Origin of the sequence: Streptomyces fildesensis, assembly GCF_016107395.1 — a bacterium.
In the GTDB taxonomy this organism is placed as follows: Bacteria; Actinomycetota; Actinomycetes; order Streptomycetales; family Streptomycetaceae; genus Actinacidiphila; species Actinacidiphila fildesensis.
Genome location: NZ_JAAIKO010000055.1, coordinates 23,237 through 43,232, shown reverse-complemented (window position 1 = coordinate 43,232; position 19,996 = coordinate 23,237). Strand labels below are relative to the sequence as shown.

Annotated in this window: 19 protein-coding genes and 2 pseudogenes; 14 read left to right on the top strand and 7 right to left on the bottom strand. The window is 71.3% G+C overall.

Translation table 11 applies throughout. From position 1 onward, the window contains the following. A pseudogene (locus C6N31_RS38100) lies at positions 1–98 on the top strand (ABC transporter ATP-binding protein); the annotation flags it as partial. A 57-nt stretch (positions 99–155) separates the two neighbouring features. Here C6N31_RS38100 and C6N31_RS38095 read toward each other — a convergent pair. Next, a complete protein-coding gene (locus C6N31_RS38095) occupies positions 156–1,013 on the bottom strand; it encodes a 3-hydroxybutyryl-CoA dehydrogenase (RefSeq protein ID WP_138352721.1) in 858 nt (285 codons plus the stop codon). A gap of 155 nt (positions 1,014–1,168) precedes the next feature. Here C6N31_RS38095 and C6N31_RS38090 point away from each other — a divergent pair, with 155 nt between their 5' ends. Both C6N31_RS38090 and C6N31_RS38085 read left to right on the top strand, forming a co-directional pair. Next, positions 1,169–2,428 carry a glycoside hydrolase family 10-like protein gene (locus C6N31_RS38090; protein ID WP_138352720.1) on the top strand — a complete coding sequence of 420 codons (1,260 nt, stop codon included), beginning with the start codon at positions 1,169–1,171 and terminating at the stop codon, positions 2,426–2,428. A 123-nt stretch (positions 2,429–2,551) separates the two neighbouring features. Then, positions 2,552–3,286, top strand: coding sequence for a DUF7873 family protein (locus C6N31_RS38085; RefSeq protein ID WP_138352719.1), 735 nt, complete (start codon positions 2,552–2,554; stop codon positions 3,284–3,286). Between the two features lie 434 nt (positions 3,287–3,720). Here C6N31_RS38085 and C6N31_RS45755 read toward each other — a convergent pair whose 3' ends face one another. Further along, complete coding sequence (locus C6N31_RS45755) at positions 3,721–4,269, bottom strand: LysR substrate-binding domain-containing protein (RefSeq protein ID WP_198359274.1); 549 nt, start codon at positions 4,267–4,269, stop codon at positions 3,721–3,723. 114 nt (positions 4,270–4,383) lie between these two features. Between C6N31_RS45755 and C6N31_RS38075 the strand changes: the two genes are divergently transcribed. Both C6N31_RS38075 and C6N31_RS38070 read left to right on the top strand, forming a co-directional pair. Next, positions 4,384–4,815, top strand: a complete 432-nt coding sequence (locus C6N31_RS38075) for a GNAT family N-acetyltransferase (RefSeq protein WP_138352729.1) — start codon at positions 4,384–4,386, stop codon at positions 4,813–4,815. Positions 4,816–4,955: 140 nt separating this feature from the next. Continuing rightward, positions 4,956–6,125: a methyltransferase gene (locus C6N31_RS38070; RefSeq protein WP_198359273.1), complete on the top strand. Its 1,170-nt coding sequence runs from the start codon at positions 4,956–4,958 to the stop codon at positions 6,123–6,125. A gap of 20 nt (positions 6,126–6,145) precedes the next feature. Here C6N31_RS38070 and C6N31_RS38065 read toward each other — a convergent pair whose 3' ends face one another. Next, a complete protein-coding gene (locus C6N31_RS38065; RefSeq protein WP_198359272.1) occupies positions 6,146–7,042 on the bottom strand; it encodes a LysR family transcriptional regulator in 897 nt (298 codons plus the stop codon). A gap of 152 nt (positions 7,043–7,194) precedes the next feature. On the opposite strand from C6N31_RS38065, the gene C6N31_RS38060 reads away from it, so the two are divergent. Further along, positions 7,195–8,094 carry a DMT family transporter gene (locus C6N31_RS38060; protein WP_198359275.1) on the top strand — a complete coding sequence of 300 codons (900 nt, stop codon included), beginning with the start codon at positions 7,195–7,197 and terminating at the stop codon, positions 8,092–8,094. Between the two features lie 22 nt (positions 8,095–8,116). Here the strand turns inward: C6N31_RS38060 and C6N31_RS44600 are convergent. The 4 genes and pseudogenes from C6N31_RS44600 to C6N31_RS38045 form a co-directional block, all read right to left on the bottom strand. Next, positions 8,117–8,341, bottom strand: a pseudogene (locus tag C6N31_RS44600) (acyltransferase family protein); the annotation flags it as partial. A gap of 38 nt (positions 8,342–8,379) precedes the next feature. Further along, positions 8,380–8,958 carry a YdeI/OmpD-associated family protein gene (locus C6N31_RS38055; RefSeq protein WP_198359271.1) on the bottom strand — a complete coding sequence of 193 codons (579 nt, stop codon included), beginning with the start codon at positions 8,956–8,958 and terminating at the stop codon, positions 8,380–8,382. Between the two features lie 115 nt (positions 8,959–9,073). Then, positions 9,074–10,072 carry a type I glyceraldehyde-3-phosphate dehydrogenase gene (gene gap, locus C6N31_RS38050; RefSeq protein WP_198359270.1) on the bottom strand — a complete coding sequence of 333 codons (999 nt, stop codon included), beginning with the start codon at positions 10,070–10,072 and terminating at the stop codon, positions 9,074–9,076. Positions 10,073–10,194: 122 nt separating this feature from the next. Next, a complete protein-coding gene (locus C6N31_RS38045; RefSeq protein ID WP_138352713.1) occupies positions 10,195–11,151 on the bottom strand; it encodes a GlxA family transcriptional regulator in 957 nt (318 codons plus the stop codon). A gap of 183 nt (positions 11,152–11,334) precedes the next feature. Here C6N31_RS38045 and argC point away from each other — a divergent pair, with 183 nt between their 5' ends. The 8 genes from argC to C6N31_RS38005 all read left to right on the top strand — a co-directional run bounded on the left by argC (position 11,335) and on the right by C6N31_RS38005 (position 19,965). Further along, a complete protein-coding gene (argC, locus tag C6N31_RS38040; RefSeq protein WP_138352691.1) occupies positions 11,335–12,363 on the top strand; it encodes an N-acetyl-gamma-glutamyl-phosphate reductase in 1,029 nt (342 codons plus the stop codon). After that, positions 12,360–13,511 (top strand): bifunctional glutamate N-acetyltransferase/amino-acid acetyltransferase ArgJ, encoded by a 1,152-nt coding sequence (gene argJ, locus C6N31_RS38035; RefSeq protein ID WP_138352690.1) that lies wholly within the window; start codon positions 12,360–12,362, stop codon positions 13,509–13,511. The genes argC and argJ overlap by 4 nt, the downstream gene beginning before the upstream one ends. Further along, positions 13,508–14,416: an acetylglutamate kinase gene (gene argB, locus C6N31_RS38030; RefSeq protein ID WP_138352689.1), complete on the top strand. Its 909-nt coding sequence runs from the start codon at positions 13,508–13,510 to the stop codon at positions 14,414–14,416. Before argJ ends, argB begins: the two co-directional genes overlap by 4 nt. Beyond that, on the top strand, positions 14,413–15,615 hold the full coding sequence (locus tag C6N31_RS38025) for an acetylornithine transaminase (protein ID WP_138352688.1): 1,203 nt from the start codon (positions 14,413–14,415) through the stop codon (positions 15,613–15,615). Before argB ends, C6N31_RS38025 begins: the two co-directional genes overlap by 4 nt. Further along, positions 15,612–16,145 carry an arginine repressor gene (locus C6N31_RS38020; protein ID WP_138352687.1) on the top strand — a complete coding sequence of 178 codons (534 nt, stop codon included), beginning with the start codon at positions 15,612–15,614 and terminating at the stop codon, positions 16,143–16,145. The genes C6N31_RS38025 and C6N31_RS38020 overlap by 4 nt, the downstream gene beginning before the upstream one ends. A 198-nt stretch (positions 16,146–16,343) precedes the next feature. Beyond that, positions 16,344–17,768 carry an argininosuccinate lyase gene (gene argH, locus C6N31_RS38015; RefSeq protein ID WP_164297021.1) on the top strand — a complete coding sequence of 475 codons (1,425 nt, stop codon included), beginning with the start codon at positions 16,344–16,346 and terminating at the stop codon, positions 17,766–17,768. A gap of 95 nt (positions 17,769–17,863) precedes the next feature. Continuing rightward, complete coding sequence (locus C6N31_RS38010) at positions 17,864–18,412, top strand: TetR/AcrR family transcriptional regulator (protein ID WP_138352685.1); 549 nt, start codon at positions 17,864–17,866, stop codon at positions 18,410–18,412. Beyond that, the gene (locus C6N31_RS38005) at positions 18,409–19,965 is read left to right on the top strand and encodes an MFS transporter (RefSeq protein WP_138352684.1); all 1,557 of its coding nucleotides are present in this window, start codon (positions 18,409–18,411) and stop codon (positions 19,963–19,965) included. The genes C6N31_RS38010 and C6N31_RS38005 overlap by 4 nt, the downstream gene beginning before the upstream one ends. Positions 19,966–19,996 lie beyond the last annotated feature (31 nt).

The following is a 19,996-nucleotide window of genomic DNA, read 5'->3' as shown; positions in this document are numbered from 1 at the left end:
ACACCTGTGACCGGGTGCTGTGGCTGGAGAAGGGCGAGCTCCTCATGGACGGCCCCACCGAGGAAGTCGTCAGCGCCTACGAGAACGCCCACGGATGACGGACCGGCCCGCCGTCGGAACGGCGGGCCGGCTTTTTCACTGGTTCATCAATGCGGTCAGTACTGGTAGAAACCGGCCCCGGTCTTACGGCCCAGCCGGCCCGCGTCGACCATGCGCTGGAGCAGCGGGGGAGCGGCGTACAGCGGCTCCTTGAATTCGTGGTACATCGAATCCGCGATGGCGGCAATGGTGTCCAGACCGATGAGGTCGGAAAGCTTGAGCGGGCCCATCGGGTGCGCGCAGCCCATTTCCATACCGTTGTCGATGTCCTCGCGATTGGCGATTCCGGACTCGAACATCCGGATCGCCGACAGGAGATACGGGACCAGCAGCGCGTTCACCACGAATCCGGAGCGGTCCTGGGCGCGGATCGCGTGCTTGCCGAGGACGTCGGTGACGAGGCTCTCGGTGCGCTTGAGGGTGTCGTCCGCGGTGGTGAGGGCCGGAATCAGCTCGACGAGCTTCTGCACCGGGGCCGGGTTGAAGAAGTGGATCCCGAGCACGTACTCGGGACGCGAGGTGGCCACCGCGAGCTTCACCAGGGGGATGGACGAGGTGTTGGAGGCCAGGATCGCGTCCGGCCGGGTCACCACCTGGTCGAGGACCTGGAAGATCTCGGTCTTGACCTGCTCGTTCTCGACCACGGCCTCGATCACGAGGTCACGGTCGGCGAATTCGCCGAGGTCGGTGGTGAAGCTCAGACGGGCGAGTGTCGCGTCCCGCTCCTCCTCGGTGATCTTGCCGCGTTCCGCGGCCTTCCCGAGGGAGTTCGTCAGACGGGTACGGCCGAGCTCCAGGGCCTCGCCGGTGGTCTCCGCGACCCGGACGTCCAGTCCGGCGCGGGCGCAGACCTCCGCGATACCGGAGCCCATCTGCCCGGCCCCCACCACTCCGACGCGCTGGATGTCGCTCACTCGTAAGCCTTTCGCTGTGGTACAGGAATAAGCGGGCGCACCACGCGGTAGCGGGCCCGCCCGCTCCGACGTTACTCCGCCGGTGCGGAGGATTGCTCCAGCCCCCCGGCCGCACCATCATCAGCGGGACAGCACCCGACGATCAGGGGGCACGGATGGGGCACATCACTCGCAGGACCTTCGCCGTGGGAGCCATCGGCACCGTGGGCGCGGTGGCCCTGGCGGCCGCCACCGGGACACCCGCGGCGGCGGCCGCCAGGGCCGGGACCACGGAACGGGAGCGGCCCGCGCGCCAGTTCCGCGGTATGTGGATCGCGACCGTCGCCAACACGGACTGGCCCTCCGCACCCGGCCTGCCGGCGGCGGAGCAGCGGCGGGAACTGCTCGATCTGCTGGACACCGCCGTCGAGCGCCGGCTCAACGCGGTGATCCTCCAGGTCCGGCCCACCGCGGACGCGCTGTGGGCGTCGCCGTACGAGCCGTGGTCGCAGTACCTCAGCGGGACCCAGGGCCAGGACCCCGGCTGGGACCCGCTCGGCACGGCCGTGCGCGAGGCGCACCGGCGCGGTCTGGAACTGCACGCCTGGTTCAACCCGTACCGCATCGCCAACAACACCGACCCGAACCTGCTCACCCCGACCCACCCGGCCCGGCTGCACCCCGAGTGGGTCGTCCCGTACGGCGGGAAGCTGTACTACAACCCGGGGCTGCCGGAGGTGCGGCGGTTCGTCCAGGACGCGATGCTCGACGCCGTGCGGCGCTATCCGGTCGACGCGGTGCACTGGGACGACTACTTCTATCCGTACCCGGTGGCGGGGCAGGTCTTCGACGACGATGCCGCGTACGCCGCCTTCGGTTCCGGGTTCCCCGACCGGGCGGCCTGGCGGCGCGACAACACCGACCGGCTGGTGCGTGAGACGGCCGTCCGGATCAAGCGGATCCGGCCGCACACCCGCTTCGGGATCAGCCCCTTCGGGGTGTGGCGCAACCGGGCGACCGACCCGCTCGGCTCCGACACCACAGCGGGCGTCCAGACCTACGACAACCTGCACGCCGACACCCGCGGGTGGGTGAAGAAGGGGTGGATCGACTACATCGTTCCCCAGGTGTACTGGAACATCGGGTTCCCGGCCGCCGACTACGCCAAGCTCGTCCCCTGGTGGGCGGATGTGGTCTCCGGAACGGACGTCGACCTGTACGTGGGCGAGGCGCTGTACAAGGTGGGTGTCGCCGGCCAGCCCGCGGCCTGGCAGGACCCCGCCGAGCTCTCCCGCCATCTCACCTTCGACCGCGACTTCCCGCAGGTGCGCGGCAACGTCTTCTTCTCGTCGACCCAGGTGGCGTCCGACCCGCTCGGAGCGATGACCCGCGTCGTGGCCGACCACTACGGCGGCTGCGCGCACCCGCCGCACTGAGCCGCCGCACTGAGCCACCGGGGCCCGTGGTCCGCCAAGACCGCTCCTGTGCACGGCGGTTGCCGCGGGCCTTCCGGCGGATATTCGTTCGATCAAGGGGTTCGGGCCTGTTAGCGTCCTCCTGTGGCGAAACTCAATCAGATCATCGCGGTCGAGAAGGGCGTCAAGTCCAAGTCCCAACAGGAACTGACCGCTTCCCATCACGACCTGCAGAAGCCCGTTCTGCTCTCCGGGCTCTCCCGGACCTATCAGCCGAAGGACGAGGAGGGCGAACAGCTGCCCCCCGAGTCGACCCGGGTCCAGATCAAGGCCGAGGACGTACTGCGGACGACCGCGGTCACCCTCACCCGGCTCTTCGACGTCACCGCCACCAAGGACTGGGCGAACTGCGAGGCCCGCGCCGACGTGACGGTCGACGGCCGCCCGCTGGTGCGGGAAGTGCCGGTGTCGTACCTGCTGTTCCTGGAGAAGCAGCTGGTGGACCTGCACACCTTCATCCGCAAGCTGCCGGTGCTCGACGCCTCGGAGTCGTGGAACCTCGACCCGTCGAGCGACGCGTGGAAGACCGAGCCGGTACGCACCATCCGTACGAAGAAGGTGCCGCGCAACCACGTCAAGGCCGAGGCGACGGAGAAGCACCCCGCCCAGGTCGACGTGTACTACGAGGACGTGCCGGTCGGTTACTGGACGACCGTCAAGTTCTCCGGCGCCCTTCCGGCCCGGCGCGTCAACGAGCTGCTCGAGCGGGTGGAGAAGCTGCAGAACGCGGTCAAGTTCGCCCGCGAGGAGGCCAACAGCGCGGAAGTCACCGACCAGCGGGTCGGGGACGCCGTACTCGGCTACCTTCTCGGCCCGTAGCCGGCCACACCCCAACAGACCCCCTCCGCCTATGTGCGGAGGGTGCGCCAGGAGCGCAAAGCTCAGCCTGAAGCTTGTCGTGACGACGTGGTTCCAGTGGGGGTTCGAGTCCCTCTCCCGGCACTACCGGCCGGGGTAGCCCAACTGGCAGAGGCAGACCGCGATCAATCTCAGACTCTTGCTCCAGACTCAGCATTCGCCGCCGATCGCCGGATCCACCGGGTTCGGGCTTGGTCGTCAGGTGCCGGTTCGAATCCGGTCCGCCGCTTCCTTCCTGCGGCGGTAGTTCAATGGCAGAACAAGACGACGTAAAACTGACCCGTACCCACTCGCGCCGGCGTGTGCATATGGGCGGCATCAACAGGGGCCCGGGAGCTGGACACGCTCTCGGGCCCTGCTCCATGTCCGGGGGCCCGTTGCCCGTTGTGAACCCCTCACCCGGTGCCGGCTTCGAGGCCGGCGAGCAGTCCGGCGACGGCCCCGTCGAGCAGCCCGAGGAACACGCCGACCGCCGGGGACGGTGACAGGCCGCGCGCGGTGGCGGCGTGGACGGCGCGGCCCGGGACGTCGTCGGGATGCAGGGCCACAAGGGCGATGTCGGCCCGCACCGAGGCGGCGGCCAGCGCCGGGACGAGCGTGACGCCGAGTCCCGCCGCGACGAAGCCCTGCTTCGCGATCCACTCGGCCGCGACGAAACCGATCCGCGGCAGCCGGTCGAAGAGCGGGGCGCCTGTCTGCCCTTCCAGGGCGGCGTTCGCGCGGGAGGCGCACTTCTCCGTGGCGCTCGCGGCCAAGGACGTCCGTCTCGCGACCGACGCCGCCGAACTGCCGGTGGCGAGCGCGGTGCTCGGCTCCTCACGGAGTTCCCCGAACTCGCGGACGAGGACCTGGCGCAGGCCGCCCAGCGCTTCCGCACCCGGGCAGGTGGCCGCCTCAGCGCCGAGGCCGCGCTTCCCACCGACCGCTGGAAGCAGCGTCCGCATCTCGCAGCACACGACCTAAGGCCGGAACCGCTGGGTACGGTGAACGGGCGCGGGTACGCGTCGGGCACAACCGTGCTGGGACAACGTGGTTCCGTACACCGGGAGGCGAAGGTGCTGGACATCCGGCGGGTGACGCGGGCGGCGGACGTGATCGACGCGGAGACCCTCTTCGACGGGCCGGCCCGTCCGGAGTGGGCGGCCCGGTTCCTCGCCGAGCCGGGCCATCACCTGCTGGTGGCCTACCGGGGAGCGGAGCCGGCCGGGTTCGTCACCGGGGTGGAGATGACCCACCCGGACAAGGGGACCGAGATGTTCCTCTACGAGCTCGGGGTGGCCGAGGGGCACCGGCGGCGCGGCATCGGACGCGCACTGGTCACCGGGCTGGCCGCGCTCGCCCGCGAGCGCGGCTGCTACGGGATGTGGGTGCTCACCGACCGCGACAACCCGGCCGCCCTGGCCACCTACCGCTCCACCGGGGCGGACACCGACGAGGCCACCGCCTTGCTGTCGTGGACCTTCACCACGGACAGCGTCCCGGAGCCGTAGTGGTCCGCCCCGGTCCACCGCCCGTCCCGCCGCCCGTCCCGCCGTCCGGTGCCCGCCCGTCCCGCCGTCCGGTGCCCGTCCGGTGCCCGCCCGGCGGCGTGGCCCGGACGTCCGGGGGACTCGGCTAGCCTGAGGGCACAATGAACCGTTTGACGACGTCATCGGGTGCGTACGACCTCACCCGCTTCCCCGAGGACCCCCGCGACAGGCTCCGTGCCTGGGACGCCGCCGACGAGTACCTGCTGCGGCACCTGGACGGCAGCGCGCCGGACGGCGGCGAGCCGGCGCCCGTGGACCTCTCCGGCACCGTCGTCGTGGTGGGCGACCGGTGGGGCGCGCTGGTCACCTCGCTCGCCGCGCACCGCCCCGTACAGATCACCGACTCCTTCCTCGCCCAGCAGGCGACCCGGGCGAACCTGGCGCGCAGCGGGGCCGAGCCCGGCACGGTACGGCTGCTTTCGGCCATGGACCCGGTCCCGGACCGCATCGACGTCCTGCTGGTCCGGGTGCCCAAGAGCCTCGCGCTCCTGGAGGACCAACTGCACCGGCTCGCACCGCGGCTGCACGCGGGCACCGTCGTCGTCGGCACGGGCATGGTCACCGAGATCCACACCTCGACGCTCACCCTCTTCGAAGAGCTCATCGGTCCCACCAGGACGTCGCTGGCCGCGAAGAAGGCCCGCCTCATCTTCAGTACGCCGGACCCCGCGCTCGTCCGCACCGACAGCCCGTGGCCGCGTACGTACCAGCTGCCCGGCGACGTCGGCGCGGCCTCCGGCCTGGCCGTCACCAACCACGCGGGCATCTTCTGCGCCGAACGCCTCGACATCGGCACCCGGTTCTTCCTCCGGAACCTCCCGCAGCGCGACGGCCCCGAGCGCGTCGTCGACCTGGGCTGCGGCAACGGCGTGGTCGGAACGGCCGCGGCGCTGGCCAACCCCGGCGCCCACGTGACGTTCATCGACGAGTCCTTCTCCGCGGTGGCGTCGGCCGAGGCGACCTTCCGGGCCAACACCGGACCGGACGCCAAGGCCCAGTTCCTGGTCGACGACGGCCTGTCGTCCGTCCCCGCCGGCTCGGTGGACCTGGTGCTGAACAACCCGCCGTTCCACAGCCACCAGGCGACGACCGACACGACGGCCTGGAACATGTTCACCGGATCCCGCGAAGCGCTGCGCGCCGGGGGCGAGTTGTGGGTGATCGGCAACCGGCATCTCGGCTACCACGTGAAGCTGCGCCGGCTCTTCGGCAACTGCGAAGTCGTCGCGAGCGACCCGAAGTTCGTCATCCTGCGAGCGGTGAAACGCTGATCACGGCCTGACGCGGCGGCTCAGCGGGCCGCCGCGTCCCGGAGGGCGTCGATCAGGCCCAGCAGGGCGGGCTGGGCCGGCGAGGTCTCGCGTACCGCGGCGTAGATCGCCCGGACCGGCTCCGGTCCGCGGACCCTGCGCACGACGATGCCGGGATGATGGCGGTTCCCCAGTCCGAGCGTCGGCATCAGACCGACTCCGAGGCCGGCCGCGATGAATCCCTGGGCCGTGGCGTAGTCCTCGCTCTCGACCACGAAGTCCGGGCTGAAGCCGGCCGCGGCACAGGCGTCGACGACGGTCTCGAGGCAGGGGCCCGCGGGCCATTCGTTGCCGACCCAGGGCTCGTCGGCGAGGTCGGTCAGATCCAGCACCTTCTTCGCCGCGAGCCGGTGCCCCTTGGGCAGTACGGCGCGGTAGGGGTCGTCGAGCAGGTGCACGAGACGGATGCCCGCGCTGGGCCGGTCGCGTGGATGCACCACGATCGCCAGATCGGCCCGGCCCTGTTGCACCTCGGGCAGGGGATCCTCGGGGTCGACGAGCTTGAGGTCGATCCGTACCCCCGGATGTTCGTCACGCAGCCGCGCCAGCGCGGGCGCGACCAGCGTCGCGCCCGCCGTGGCGATGTAGCGGACCGACAGCTGCCCGGTCCGGCCGGCCCGGAGGTCGGCCAGAGCCGTCTCCGCCTCCGCGACGTTCCTGCTGATCACGGCCGCGTGCTCGGTGAGCAGCAGTCCGGCCGCCGTCGGCCGTACGCCCCGGCCGAAGCGTTCGAGCAGCGCCGTCCCGGCCTGCTTCTCCAGCGCCGCCACCTGCTGGCTGACGGCGGAGGGGGTGTACCCCAGATTCGCCGCCGCCGCGGTCACCGAACCACTGGTGACGACCGCCCGCAGCACCTGCATCCGTCTCACATCGAGCATGTAGGAGAGCTTAATGGTGCATGCAACTCTTTTCTCTTGTCCTGTCGTATCGACTCGGGGCACGGTGATCACCGGAGACGGAAGACCGAACAGGGAGACAGCACGTGAGCAAGAACGGCAGTGGTGGGTCCGGCCCGATGGCGTTGGTGCGGATGGGCGTCCTCGCCCTGCTGTGGGGATCGACGTTCCTGTGGATCAAGTTGGCCCTGGACGGCCTGTCGCCCGCTCAAGTGACGTTCACCCGCTGCGCGTTGGGCGCCCTGGTGCTGCTCGTCCTGTGCTTCTCGTCGCGCCGCCACCTGCCCCGCGACGGCGCGACCTGGGGCCATGTCGTCGTGGCCGCCTTCTTCTGCAACGCCCTGCCGTTCGCGTTGTTCAGCGTCGGGGAGCAGACGGTCGACTCCGGCGTGGCCGGCGTCCTGAACGCGACCACCCCGCTCTGGTCCCTGCTGATCGGCCTCACCATCGGCACGGAACGCCGGCTCCACCCCGCCCGCCTGGGCGGACTCCTCCTCGGATTCGCGGGCACGCTGCTGATCTTCGCCCCGTGGGGACGGAACGGACTCGTCAGCTGGGGTTCCGCCGCCATCCTCGGGGCGGCGGCGAGCTACTCCGTCGCGTTCGCCTACATGGGGCGCCATCTCGTCGGGAAGGGCACCGCCACCATCGCGCTCTCCGCGTCCCAGCTCCTCGCCGCGACGGGACTCAGCGCGCTGACCCTGCCGATCGGCGGCCTGGCGCCCGTACACCCCGGCCCCGCAGCCCTGTTGGCCGTCGTCGTCCTGGGGATCTTCGCCACCGGGATCACCTTCCACCTCACCTACCGGCTCATCGCGGACGAGGGCGCCACCAACGCCGCCACGGTCGGATACCTGCTGCCGGTGGTCTCGGTGGCGCTGGGCGCGATCGTGCTCCACGAGGACGTCAGCCTCAGGACCGTCGCGGGCATGGCCGTGGTCCTCGTCGGCGTCGGCATGACCCGCCGGCCGGCGCGAAGCGCGCGTGGGGACGGATCACTGTGCGAGGGAGCCGCCCTGCCCGGCCGTCCGTAGCCGGCCGGAGCTGGAGCCAGGTCCGCGGTGCCGCCGGCCGGGCCGGGCGCCCCTTGCGTACGACCCGGCCGCCCGTTCTCGGCCGCCCCTGTTCATAGGGGCGGAACGCGGCCCGGCAGACCAGCAGCGCCACGGCGAACACCGGCAGCCAGGCCAGCCGGGCGAGCACCCAGCCCGGGCCGTCGGGCACGGTGTGCAGACCGGGCAGGGGCGAGCCCACGAGCAGGCCGGTCGCGGTGACCGCCACGGGGGACGCCCGCCGGGCGGGAGACCGTGCCGACGCCGCTATCCGGGGGTCTCGCCGTTCATCAGCAGTTGCAGGGCCTTCTCGAGCCGGGCTTGCCTGCTCTCCGGCGTGAGCGCCTGGAGCAACGGCAGGATCGTCAGATAGCGCCCGGTCCTGTCGAGCGCCTCGAACGCCTTTCCCGCCGCGGGGTTCGCGTCGAGCGCGGCCGCGAGGTCGGGCGGCACGGCCGCCGTCCGCTGCGACGCGTAGGCCGCGGCCCACCGCCCGTCCTCCTGCGCCTTGAACACCTCGGCCAGCCCGGGTTCGCGCATCCGCCCCGCGGCGGTCAGCATCTCGACCTTCTCCACGTTCACCCGCGACCACAGGCTCCTGGGCCGGCGCGGCACGTACTTCTGCAGGTAGTGCCGCTCGTCCTGGGAGCGCCGCTGCCCGGAGATCCAGCCGTAGCAGAGCCCGATGTCGACCAGCTCGTCGGAGGTGACGCTCGGGATGCCGGAGTTCTTCTTGGCCATCCTGATCCACACGCCCTCTTGGCGGGTGAAGTGCCCGGCCAGCCAGCCCTCGAACGCCCCGGCGTCCGCGAAGGCGATGATCTCCACTCCGTCGAGCTCGTCCATGCGGCCCAGGCTATCGCCGGACCGGGCGCTCCAGTTGGCCCGACCGGCCGACTGGAGCGCCCACAGGAAGCGTTGGGCGGCGCGGCGGCCGGAGGCGGGGTGCCCCGGCGTCCGGTCAGCGGCCGGCGAGCAGCTCCAGCGTGTCGATCACGCGGTTCGAGAAGCCCCACTCGTTGTCGTACCAGGCGGCCACCTTGATGTGCCGGCCGTCGACGCGGGTGAGGGCCGAGTCGAAGATCGACGAGGCGGGGTTGCCCGTGATGTCCGACGACACGAGCGGGTCCTCCGAGTACTCGAGGATGCCGGCGAGCGGCCCCTCCGCGGCGGTGCGGTACGCCGCCAGCACGTCGTCGCGCGTCACGTCGCGGGCGACGGTCGTGTTGAGTTCGACGATCGATCCCACCGGAACGGGCACCCGGATCGAGTCGCCCGACAGCTTGCCCTCGAGGTTCGGCAGCACGAGGCCGATCGCCTTGGCGGCGCCCGTCGTGGTCGGCACGATGTTCACCGCGGCGGCGCGGGCCCGGCGGGCGTCCCGGTGCGGGCCGTCCTGCAGGTTCTGCTCCTGCGTATAGGCGTGCACCGTCGTCATGAAGCCGTGCTCGATGCCGGCGAGCTCGTCGAGCACCGCGGCGAGCGGTGCGAGCGCGTTGGTCGTGCACGAGGCGTTCGAGATGATCGTGTGCAGGGCCGGGTCGTACGCGTCGGTGTTGACCCCGAACGCGAGCGTGACATCGGCGCCGTCCGACGGCGCACTGACGAGCACCTTCCGCGCGCCCGCGTCGAGGTGGGCACGGGCGGCCTTGGCCGAGGTGAAGCGGCCGGTCGCCTCGAGCACGATGTCGACGCCCAGCTCGGCCCACGGCAGCTGCGCCGGTTCGCGCTCGGCGAGGACCGTGATGCGACGGCCGTCCACGACGAGGGCGTCCCCGTCGACGGTGACCGGGCGGCCGAGCCGGCCGGCCGTCGTGTCGTAGGCGAGCAGCCGCGCGAGGGTGGCCGGCTCCGTGAGGTCGTTGACGGCGACGACCTCGAGGGTGCTGTCGCGCTCGAGCAGCACGCGCAGCGCATTGCGCCCGATGCGGCCGAATCCGTTGATGGCGATGCGAGTCATGAGTGGTGTCCCTTCGGTTCACCACCAGGTTCTCGCGCACCGTCGGCCGGTGGCAGCGGCGTGATCGCCATGGTTCGAAAGGATCGCGCCACGCGGTGGCGGCCTACTCGCCCCGGGTGAACCTACTCGCCCCGGGTGAAGGTGCGCCGGTACTCGCTCGGCGTCGTGTCCAGGATGCTCTGGAAGTGCCGCCGCAGATTGGCGCCGGTGCCGAGACCGACGTCGGCGGCGATCTGCTCGACGCTCCGCTCCGAACGCTCGAGCAGCTCACGGGCCACGTCGATGCGGGCCCGCATGACCCACTGCATCGGTGTGTATCCCGTGTCCTCGACGAAGCGCCGCGAGAACGTGCGCGGCGACACCGCCGCATGCCGGGCGAGCACCTCAAGGTTGAGGGGCTCGCCGAGCCGGAGAAGGGCCCACTCGCGGGTGGCCGCGAACCGCTCGCCGAGCAGCTCGGGCACGCTGCGCGGCACGTACTGCGCCTGCCCGCCGCTGCGGTAGGGAGCCGCGACCAGGCGCCGGGCCGCATGGTTCGACGCGGCCACCCCGAGGTCGCCGCGCAGGATGTGCAGGCAGAGGTCGATGCCGGAGGCCGCGCCGGCCGACGTCAGGACGCTGCCCTCGTCGACGAACAGAACGTTCTCGTCGAGCCGCACGAGGGGATGCCTCGCCGCCAGCGCCCGCGTGTAGTGCCAGTGCGTCGTGGCGCGCTTGCCGTCGAGCAGGCCCGTGGCGGCGAGCGCGAAGGCGCCGGTCGAGATGGCGGCGAGCCGCGCACCCCGGTCGTGTGCGGCGATCAGCGCGTCGACGACGGCCTGCGGCGGGTCGTCGCGGTCCGGCAACCGGTAACCGGGGACGAAGACGATGTCGGCCCACTCCAGCGCGTCGAGGCCGTGGGCCACGTGGTAGGACAGGCCGTCGCCACCGTTCACGAGACCGGGCGCCGCCCCGCACACCCGCACCTCGTACGGCATGCTCGCGCGGGTCGTGAAAACCTGCGCGGGAATGCCGACATCGAGTGGCTTCGCACCCTGCAGCACAAGGACGGCGACGCGGTACAGGCGAGAGGCTGGCACGGAAAGAGGGTACGGGGGGCGTGACGTCGACAGGCTCCGCGCCGACCGAAGCGCTGAAAGGCCGCCTGAGGCGCTGAACGGCCGACCGAAGCGCCGGTCGCACCGGTGAGCCGGCCCTCGGCCGAGATCTTTGCATAAAGCTTCGGTGGACCGTATAGTCATGCCATCGACGAGGAGGGTTCGATGGCTTTGCGGGCAGCGGTGGCAGGGGCGAGTGGTTACGCGGGAGGTGAGATCCTGCGGCTGCTCCTCGGGCACCCGGAGATCGAGATCGGTGCGCTCACCGGCAACTCCAATGCGGGACAGCGACTGGGCGCACTGCAGCCGCATCTGCTGCCGCTGGCCGGACGCGTACTGGAGCCGACGTCGGCCGAGGTGCTGGCCGGGCACGACGTGGTCTTTCTCGCGCTGCCGCACGGGCAGTCCGCGGCGGTCGCCGAACAGCTCGGCGACGGTGTGCTGATCGTCGACTGCGGTGCCGACTTCCGGCTGAGCGATGCCGCGGACTGGGAGAAGTTCTACGGCTCCCCGCACGCCGGGACCTGGCCGTACGGGCTGCCCGAGCTGCCCGGGGCGCGGGTCGCGCTGCAGGGCTCGAAGCGCATCGCGGTGCCCGGCTGCTTCCCGACCAGCGTCTCGCTGGCGCTCTTCCCGGCGTACGCGGCCGGGCTCGCCGAGCCCGAGGCCGTGATCGTCGCCGCTTCCGGCACGTCCGGCGCGGGCAAGGCCCTCAAGCCGCACCTGCTCGGCAGCGAGATCATGGGATCCGTCACCCCGTACGGCGTCGGGGGCGTGCACCGGCACACCCCCGAGATGATCCAGAACCTGTCGGCCGTGGCCGGGGAGCCGGTCGGCGTCTCGTTCACCCCGACCCTCGTACCCATGCCGCGCGGCATCCTCGCCACCTGCAGTGCGCGGGCGAAGGCGGGAGTCACCGCCGAAGCGGTCCGCGCCGTGTACGAGAAGGCCTTCGCGGACGAGCCGTTCGTGTACCTGCTGCCCGAGGGGCAGTGGCCGTCGACCGGCGCGGTGCTCGGCTCCAACGCCGTACAGCTGCAGGTCGCGTACGACGAGGCGGCCGGCCGCATCATCGCCATCAGCGCGATCGACAACCTGACGAAGGGCACCGCGGGCGGCGCGGTACAGAGCATGAACGTGGCCCTCGGACTTCCCGAGGACATGGGACTTTCCACGACAGGAGTGGCACCGTGAGCGTCACGGCAGCACAGGGATTCACGGCCGCGGGGATCGCCGCCGGGATCAAGGACAGCGGCAACCCCGACCTGGCCCTCGTGGTCAACAACGGGCCGCGCCTGGCCGCCGCGGGTGTCTTCACCTCCAACCGTGTGAAGGCCGCGCCCGTCGTCTGGTCCGAGCAGGTCGTCAAGGGCGGGCTGGTGTCCGCCGTCGTCCTCAACTCCGGTGGCGCGAACGCCTGCACGGGACCGCTCGGCTTCCAGGACACGCACGCGACCGCCGAGCGGGCCGCGGAGGTCCTCGGACAGAACGCGGGCGAGATCGCGGTCGCCTCGACCGGTCTGATCGGGCTGCGGCTGCCGATGGACAAGCTGCTGCCCGGCATCACCAAGGCGGCGGCCGAACTCTCCGCGCACGGCGGCGAGAAGGCCGCCATCGCGATCAAGACCACCGACTCGGTGCACAAGACGGCCGTCGTCGAGAAGGACGGCTGGACCGTCGGCGGGATGGCCAAGGGCGCGGGCATGCTCGCACCGGGACTGGCCACCATGCTGGTCGTGCTCACGACGGATGCCGACCTGGACGCCGGCACCCTCGACACCGCGCTGCGCGCCGCCACCCGCACCACCTTCGACCGGGCCGACTCCGACGGCTGCATGTCGACCAACGACACCGTGCTGCTGCTCGCCTCCGGCGCCTCCGGCACCGTCCCCGCCTACGACGACTTCGCCGCCGCCGTCGAGCAGGTGTGCGCCGACCTGGCCCGTCAGCTGATCGGTGACGCCGAGGGCGCGTCCAAGGACATCAAGGTCGAGGTGATCAACGCCGCGACCGAGGACGACGCCGTCGAGGTGGGCCGCTCCATCGCCCGCAACAACCTCCTCAAGTGCGCAATCCACGGCGAGGACCCCAACTGGGGCCGGGTGCTGTCCGCGATCGGCACGACCGCCGCCGCCTTCGAGCCGAACCGGTTGAACGTGGCCATCAACGGCGTCTGGGTCTGCAAGGACGGCTCGGTCGGCGAGGACCGCGACCTGGTCGACATGCGGTACCGCGAGGTCGTCATCACCGCCGACCTCAGCGCGGGCAGCGCCGCCGCCACCATCTGGACCAACGACCTGACGGCGGACTACGTGCACGAGAACAGCGCGTACAGCTCATGACCAACCCCACCGCGCGCAACCACACCGCGCTCCCCAAGGCCCGCATCCTCATCGAGGCGCTGCCGTGGCTCACCCGCTTCAACGGCAAGACCGTCGTCATCAAGTTCGGCGGCAACGCCATGGTCGACGAGGAGCTGAAGGCGGCCTTCGCCCAGGACGTCGTCTTCCTGCGGCATGCCGGCCTCAGGCCCGTCGTCGTGCACGGCGGCGGCCCGCAGATCAGCGCGCAGCTCGACCGGCTCGGCATCACGTCGTCCTTCACCGCGGGACTGCGGGTGACCACCCCCGAGACGATGGACGTCGTCCGGATGGTGCTCGCCGGACAGGTCCAGCGGCAGCTGGTCGGACTGCTCAACGAGCACGGCCCGTTCGCCGTCGGGATGACCGGCGAGGACGCGCACACCATGACCGCCGTCAAGCGGCACGCGGTCGTCGACGGGGAGCAGGTGGACATCGGCTTCGTCGGCGAGATCACCCATGTCGACCCGGGCGCCATCCAGGCGCTGCTGGACGACGGCCGGATCCCGGTCGTCTCGTCCATCGCCCGCGGCGAGGACGGCCATGTCTACAACATCAACGCGGACACCGCCGCCGCCGCGCTCGCCTCGGCGCTGGACGCCGAGGTGCTCGTGGTCCTCACCGACGTCGAGGGGCTGTACGCCGACTGGCCGTCCAGCGAGGACGTGATCAGCCAGCTCACCGCGAGCGAGCTGGAGAAGCTGCTGCCCTCGCTGGCCAGCGGCATGGTGCCCAAGATGGAAGGCTGTCTGCACGCGGTGCGGCACGGCGTCGGCAGCGCACGGATCATCGACGGCCGGGTGCCCCACTCGATGCTCCTCGAAGTATTCACGGACGACGGCATCGGCACGATGATCGTGCCGGACGCGCAGGGGGACGGGTCATGAGCAACGAGGAACTGACGCGGCGGTGGCAGGGCTCGCTGATGGACAACTACGGGACGCCGCGCGTCCCGCTGGTCCGCGGCGAGGGCGCGAAGTTCTGGGACGCCGACGGGAAGGTCTATCTCGACTTCGTCGGCGGTATCGCGGTCAACTCCCTCGGCACCGGCCACCCGGCCGTGGTCCGGGCGGTCTCCGAGCAGATCGGCACGCTCGGCCATGTGTCGAACCTCTTCATCGCCGAGCCCCCGGTGGCGGTCGCGGAACGGCTGCTGGAACTCTTCGGCCGGGCAGGCCGGGTCTTCTTCTCCAACTCCGGTGCGGAGGCGGTGGAAGCCGCTTTCAAGATCGGCCGGCTGACCGGCCGCACTCACATGGTCGCCACCTCCGGCGCCTTCCACGGCCGGACGATGGGCGCCCTCGCGCTCACCGGCCAGCCGAAGAAGCAGGAGGCGTTCCACCCGCTGCCCGGTGATGTCACCCATGTGCCGTTCGGGGACGCGGACGCACTGCGCGCCGCCGTCACCACCGACACCGCGCTGGTGGTCATCGAGCCCATCCAGGGGGAGAACGGCGTCGTCGTGCCGCCCGCCGGCTATCTGAAGGCGGCGCGGGAGATCACCTCCGCCACCGGCACCCTGCTGGTCCTGGACGAGGTACAGACCGGCATCGGCCGGACTGGCCACTGGTTCGAGCACCAGGCGCACGGCGTCGAGCCCGATGTCGTCACCCTCGCCAAGGGGCTCGGCGGCGGTCTGCCGATCGGGGCCACGATCGCCTTCGGCACCGCTGCCGACCTGCTGACGCCGGGTCAGCACGGCACCACCTTCGGCGGGAACCCGGTCTCCTGCGCCGCCGCGCTCGCCGTACTGGACACCATCGCGGCCGACGGGATCCTCGACAACGTCAAGCGGCAGGGCGACCGGCTGCGGCACGGGATCGAGGCGCTCGGGCACCCGCTGGTCGATCATGTGCGCGGTGCGGGGCTCCTGCTGGGTATCGTTCTCACGGAGCCGCTCGCACCGCAGGTGCAGCAGGCGGCTCAGGACGCCGGACTCCTGGTGAACGCCGCTGTGCCCGACACGGTACGGCTCGCTCCTCCGCTGATCCTCGGTGACGACGAGGTGGAGGTGTTCCTCCAGGCGCTGCCCGCCGTCCTCGACGCGGTACACAGGGACCAACGATCCGGAGAAGGGCGACGATGACCGAGGCGCAGCACGGCCAGGCCGTACCGCAGACCCGCACCGCACGCCACCGGCGGATCGTGGACATCCTCAACCGGCAGCCGGTGCGGTCGCAGAGCCAGCTGGCGAAGATGCTCTCCGACGACGGGCTGAGCGTTACGCAGGCGACGCTCTCGCGGGACCTGGACGAGCTGGGCGCGGTCAAGATCCGCAACTCCGGCGGCGAGCTGATCTACGCGGTGCCGTCCGAGGGCGGCTTCCGCACCCCGCAGGCGCCGTTGGGGGAGTCGGTCAAGGAGGAGCGGATGGCCCGGCTCGCCGGCGAGCTGCTCATCTCGGCGGAGGCGTCCGCCAACCTGGTCGTGCTGCGCACCCCGCCGGGCGCGGCCCAGTTCCTGGCCTCCGCGATCGACCAGGCCGAGGTGCACGACATCCTGGGCACCATCGCGGGCGACGACACCCTCATGCTGATCAGCCGCGACGCGGCGGGCGGCCAGGCGCTGGCCGACCACCTCCTCCGGCTGGCGGCGGGCGACCACCGGCAGAACTGAGCCGGCGCCGTACGACCCGGATCGTGTCGCCGAAGCCGTCTGGAAGGGCCCCCGTTCCCGGGGGCCCTTCGGCGTTCCCGGGGCGCCGGAACGCGCCGGAAGGCCTTTTTGACGAATCATGCAGTGCAATGCATACTTATGCCAGTCAGTGCGGTCGTCACCAGGCGACGGTCCACGCGACACTTTCGAGGAGCAGCGGTGAGCAGCAACGGCGATGTCAGGCTCTGGGGCGGCCGGTTCGCGGACGGCCCGGCGGAGGCCCTGGCCAAGCTTTCGGCGTCGGTCCACTTCGACTGGCGGCTGGCCCCTTACGACATCGCCGGCTCCCGCGCCCACGCCCGCGCCCTGCACAAGGCCGGGCTGCTCACCGATGACGAGCTGGGGCGGATGCTGGCCGGGCTCGACCAGCTGGCGGTGGATGTCGAGGCGGGCACCATCACCGGCACCATCGCCGACGAGGACGTGCACACCGCGCTGGAGCGCGGTCTGCTGGAGCGGATCGGCCCGGACCTGGGCGGTAAGCTGCGGGCCGGCCGGTCCCGCAACGACCAGATCGCCACCCTCTTCCGGATGTACCTGCGCGACCACGCGCGGATCATCGGCGGGCTGATCGCCGAGCTGCAGGAGGCGCTGGTCGGTCTCGCCGAGACGCACGCGGACGTCGCCATGCCGGGACGTACGCATCTGCAGCACGCCCAGCCGGTGCTCTTCGCCCACCACGTCCTGGCGCATGTGCAGGCGCTGAGCCGGGACGCCGAGCGGCTGCGGCAGTGGGACGACCGGACAGCCGTCTCGCCGTACGGCTCCGGCGCGCTCGCGGGCTCCTCGCTCGGCCTCGACCCGGTGGCGGTCGCCGCCGAACTCGGCTTCGAGCGCGGTTCGGTCGCCAACTCCATCGACGGCACGGCCTCGCGCGACTTCGTCGCGGAGTTCGCGTTCATCACCGCGATGATCGGGATCGACCTGTCGAGGATCGCCGAGGAGATCATCATCTGGAACACGAAGGAGTTCTCCTTCGTCACCCTCCACGACGCCTTCTCCACCGGCTCGTCGATCATGCCGCAGAAGAAGAACCCGGACATCGCCGAGCTGGCGCGCGGCAAGTCGGGCCGGCTCATCGGCAATCTGACCGGTCTGCTGGCGACGCTGAAGGCCCTGCCGCTCGCGTACAACCGCGATCTGCAGGAGGACAAGGAGCCGGTCTTCGACTCCTGCGACACCCTCGAGGTCCTGCTGCCCGCCTTCACCGGGATGATGGCCACCCTCACGGTCAACGCCGCGCGGATGGAGGAACTGGCACCGGCCGGCTTCTCCCTCGCCACCGACATCGCCGAATGGCTGGTCAAGCAGGGCGTTCCGTTCCGGGTCGCGCACGAGGTCGCGGGGGAGTGCGTCAAGGTCTGCGAGGCCGGCGGCATCGAGCTGGACGAGCTGACGGACGAACAGTTCGCCAAGATCTCACCCCATCTGACGCCCGAGGTCCGCACCGTCCTCAACGTCAAGGGCGCGCTCGCCTCCCGCGACGGGCGGGGCGGCACGGCGCCGGTCCGGGTGGCCGAGCAGCTGGCCGAGGTCAAGCAGGACGTGGCCGTACAGCTGGCCTGGGCGCTGGCCGAACGCTGACACCGGGCGGAGCGCCGGGCCGTGACGGCCCGGCCTCCGCCGTTCTGCGGATTTAATGTGAGACATCCGTGTCTCATGCGCGCTATATTTGTCTCATGAGTTTCGATCGTGAACAGGTGCTGCGCGACGCCGCGGCCCTGCTGAGCCGCCGGGCCACCGCGTCCATGGACGAGATCGCCAAGGCGGCCGGAATCAGCCGCGCCACCCTCCACCGGCACTTCCCCGGCCGCGACGCCCTCGTCCGGGCCCTCGGCCTGCTCGGGATCGCGCAGATGGACGAGCGGCTGGACGCCGCCCGCATAGAGGAGGGCGACCCGGTCGAAGCGGTCCGCCGGCTGATCGACGAGGCCATGCCCGTCTCCGGTTTCCTGGCCTTCCTCTACGGCGAGAACCAGCTGTACGACCTGCCGGAGGTCAACGAGGGCTGGGCGAGGGTGGACGAGCGGGTCAGCGCGCTGTTCCGGCGCGGCCAGGAACAGGGGCTGTTCCGGTACGACCTGACACCGACCTGGCTGGGCGAGGCGCTGTACGCCCTGATCGCGGCCTCGGCCTGGTGCGTCCAGGATGGACGTATGGCACGGAACGATTCCGCCCGTATGGTCTCCGAGCTGATGCTCGGCGGGATGCTGCGGAGCGCGTCATGACCCGCGACGCCCTGCACAAGCCCACCGCCCCCGTGCCCCCGACGCCCCCGCACCCCTCCCGCTGGCTCGCGCTCGGCATCCTCACACTGGCGCTGCTGCTCGTCGCCGTCGACGCGACGGTGCTCGGGCTGGCGATGCCGTTCCTGACCGAGGACCTGGAGCCGTCCTCGACGCAGGTGCTGTGGATCGGCGACATCTACTCCTTCGTCATCGCCGGGCTGCTGGTCTCAATGGGCAGCCTCGGTGACCGCGTCGGCCGCAAGAAGCTGCTGCTCATCGGCTCCGCCGCGTTCGGCGGGCTGTCGGTGCTGGCCGCTTACGCGCACACCCCGGAGATGCTCATCCTCGCCCGCGCCCTGATGGGCGTGGCCGGCGCCACCCTCATGCCGTCCACCCTCGCGTTGATCCGCAACCTCTTCACCGACCCGCGGGAGCGCAGCTTCGCGATCGGTGTGTGGGGCGCGGCCTCGACGGCCGGCGCCGCCGTGGGACCGGTCGTCGGCGGCATCCTGCTGGAGCACTTCTGGTGGGGCTCGGTCTTCCTGATCAACCTGCCGGTCATGGTGGTCCTGGTGGTCGTCGGCTACAAACTGCTGCCGGAGTCGAAGAATCCCGACCCGGGTCCCTGGGACCTGGTCAGCGTCGCGCTGTCGCTCGTCGGCATGTTCGGTGTCGTGTACGGCATCAAGGAGATCGCGGCGCACGGCGCGAAGCCCGCCGCCTTCGCCGCGGGCGCGGTGGGACTGGCCTGCCTCTATGCCTTCGTCCGGCGGCAGTACACGCTGCCCGCACCGCTGCTGGACATGCATCTGTTCCGCAACCGGGGCTTCTCCGCCTCGGTGCTGGCCGATCTGCTGACCGTGCTGGGCCTGTCCGGGCTGATCTTCTTCCTGTCACAGTTCCTGCAGATGGTGCAGGGGCGCTCGCCGCTGGAGGCGGGTCTTGCCGAACTTCCGGCCATGGTCGGCGCCGTGGGGGCCGGGCTCTGCGCGGGCATGGCCGCCCGCCGGTTCTCCGTGCGGCTGGTCGTCGCGGGCGGTCTGGGCGCCAGCGGTCTGGCGCTGGCCGGACTGTTCGGGCTCACCCCGGAGACGGGCTACCCGCTGCTCTTCGCCGTGCTGCTGATCGTCGGTGTGGGCGCCGGCTTCTCGTTCACCGTCACCGCCGACGTGATCCTCTCCAGCGTCCCCGAGGAGGAGGCCGGCGCCTCGGCCGCGGTGTCCGAGACGGCCTACGAACTCGGCGCCGCCCTCGGCATCGCGCTGCTCGGCTCCATCGTCACCGGCGTCTACTCCAACCTGACGCTGCCCGCCGGACTGCCGGCGGGCAGCGCCGCGCAGGCCAAGGACTCCCTGGCGGGGGCCGTCGAGGTGGCGGGCACGCTGCCCGGCGAGAGCGGGAACACCCTGCTCACGGCGGCGCAGGCCTCGTTCACCGACGGGCTGCGCATCGCCGCCCTGGTCGGCGCGGTGGTGCTGATCGGGGCGTCGGTGTGGGCCTGGCGGATGCTGCGCCACACCAAGCTGGCAACGGCCCGCTCCGCCCATCACTGAGGGGCGGAGCGGGGCGCCTCGGCGCCGTGGG

What these genes read in the sequence shown, in the direction of transcription:
- C6N31_RS38090 (WP_138352720.1), top strand. Translation starts at nt 1,169, where the DNA reads ATGGGGCACATCACTCGCAGGACCTTCGCCGTGGGAGCCATCGGCACC.
- C6N31_RS45755 (WP_198359274.1), bottom strand. Translation starts at nt 4,269, where the DNA reads ATGCGGACGCTGCTTCCAGCGGTCGGTGGGAAGCGCGGCCTCGGCGCT.
- C6N31_RS38070 (WP_198359273.1), top strand. Translation starts at nt 4,956, where the DNA reads ATGAACCGTTTGACGACGTCATCGGGTGCGTACGACCTCACCCGCTTC.
- C6N31_RS38065 (WP_198359272.1), bottom strand. Translation starts at nt 7,042, where the DNA reads ATGCTCGATGTGAGACGGATGCAGGTGCTGCGGGCGGTCGTCACCAGT.
- C6N31_RS38060 (WP_198359275.1), top strand. Translation starts at nt 7,195, where the DNA reads ATGGGCGTCCTCGCCCTGCTGTGGGGATCGACGTTCCTGTGGATCAAG.
- C6N31_RS38055 (WP_198359271.1), bottom strand. Translation starts at nt 8,958, where the DNA reads ATGGACGAGCTCGACGGAGTGGAGATCATCGCCTTCGCGGACGCCGGG.
- gap (WP_198359270.1), bottom strand. Translation starts at nt 10,072, where the DNA reads ATGACTCGCATCGCCATCAACGGATTCGGCCGCATCGGGCGCAATGCG.
- argC (WP_138352691.1), top strand. Translation starts at nt 11,335, where the DNA reads ATGGCTTTGCGGGCAGCGGTGGCAGGGGCGAGTGGTTACGCGGGAGGT.
- argB (WP_138352689.1), top strand. Translation starts at nt 13,508, where the DNA reads ATGACCAACCCCACCGCGCGCAACCACACCGCGCTCCCCAAGGCCCGC.
- C6N31_RS38025 (WP_138352688.1), top strand. Translation starts at nt 14,413, where the DNA reads ATGAGCAACGAGGAACTGACGCGGCGGTGGCAGGGCTCGCTGATGGAC.
- C6N31_RS38020 (WP_138352687.1), top strand. Translation starts at nt 15,612, where the DNA reads ATGACCGAGGCGCAGCACGGCCAGGCCGTACCGCAGACCCGCACCGCA.
- C6N31_RS38010 (WP_138352685.1), top strand. Translation starts at nt 17,864, where the DNA reads ATGAGTTTCGATCGTGAACAGGTGCTGCGCGACGCCGCGGCCCTGCTG.
- C6N31_RS38005 (WP_138352684.1), top strand. Translation starts at nt 18,409, where the DNA reads ATGACCCGCGACGCCCTGCACAAGCCCACCGCCCCCGTGCCCCCGACG.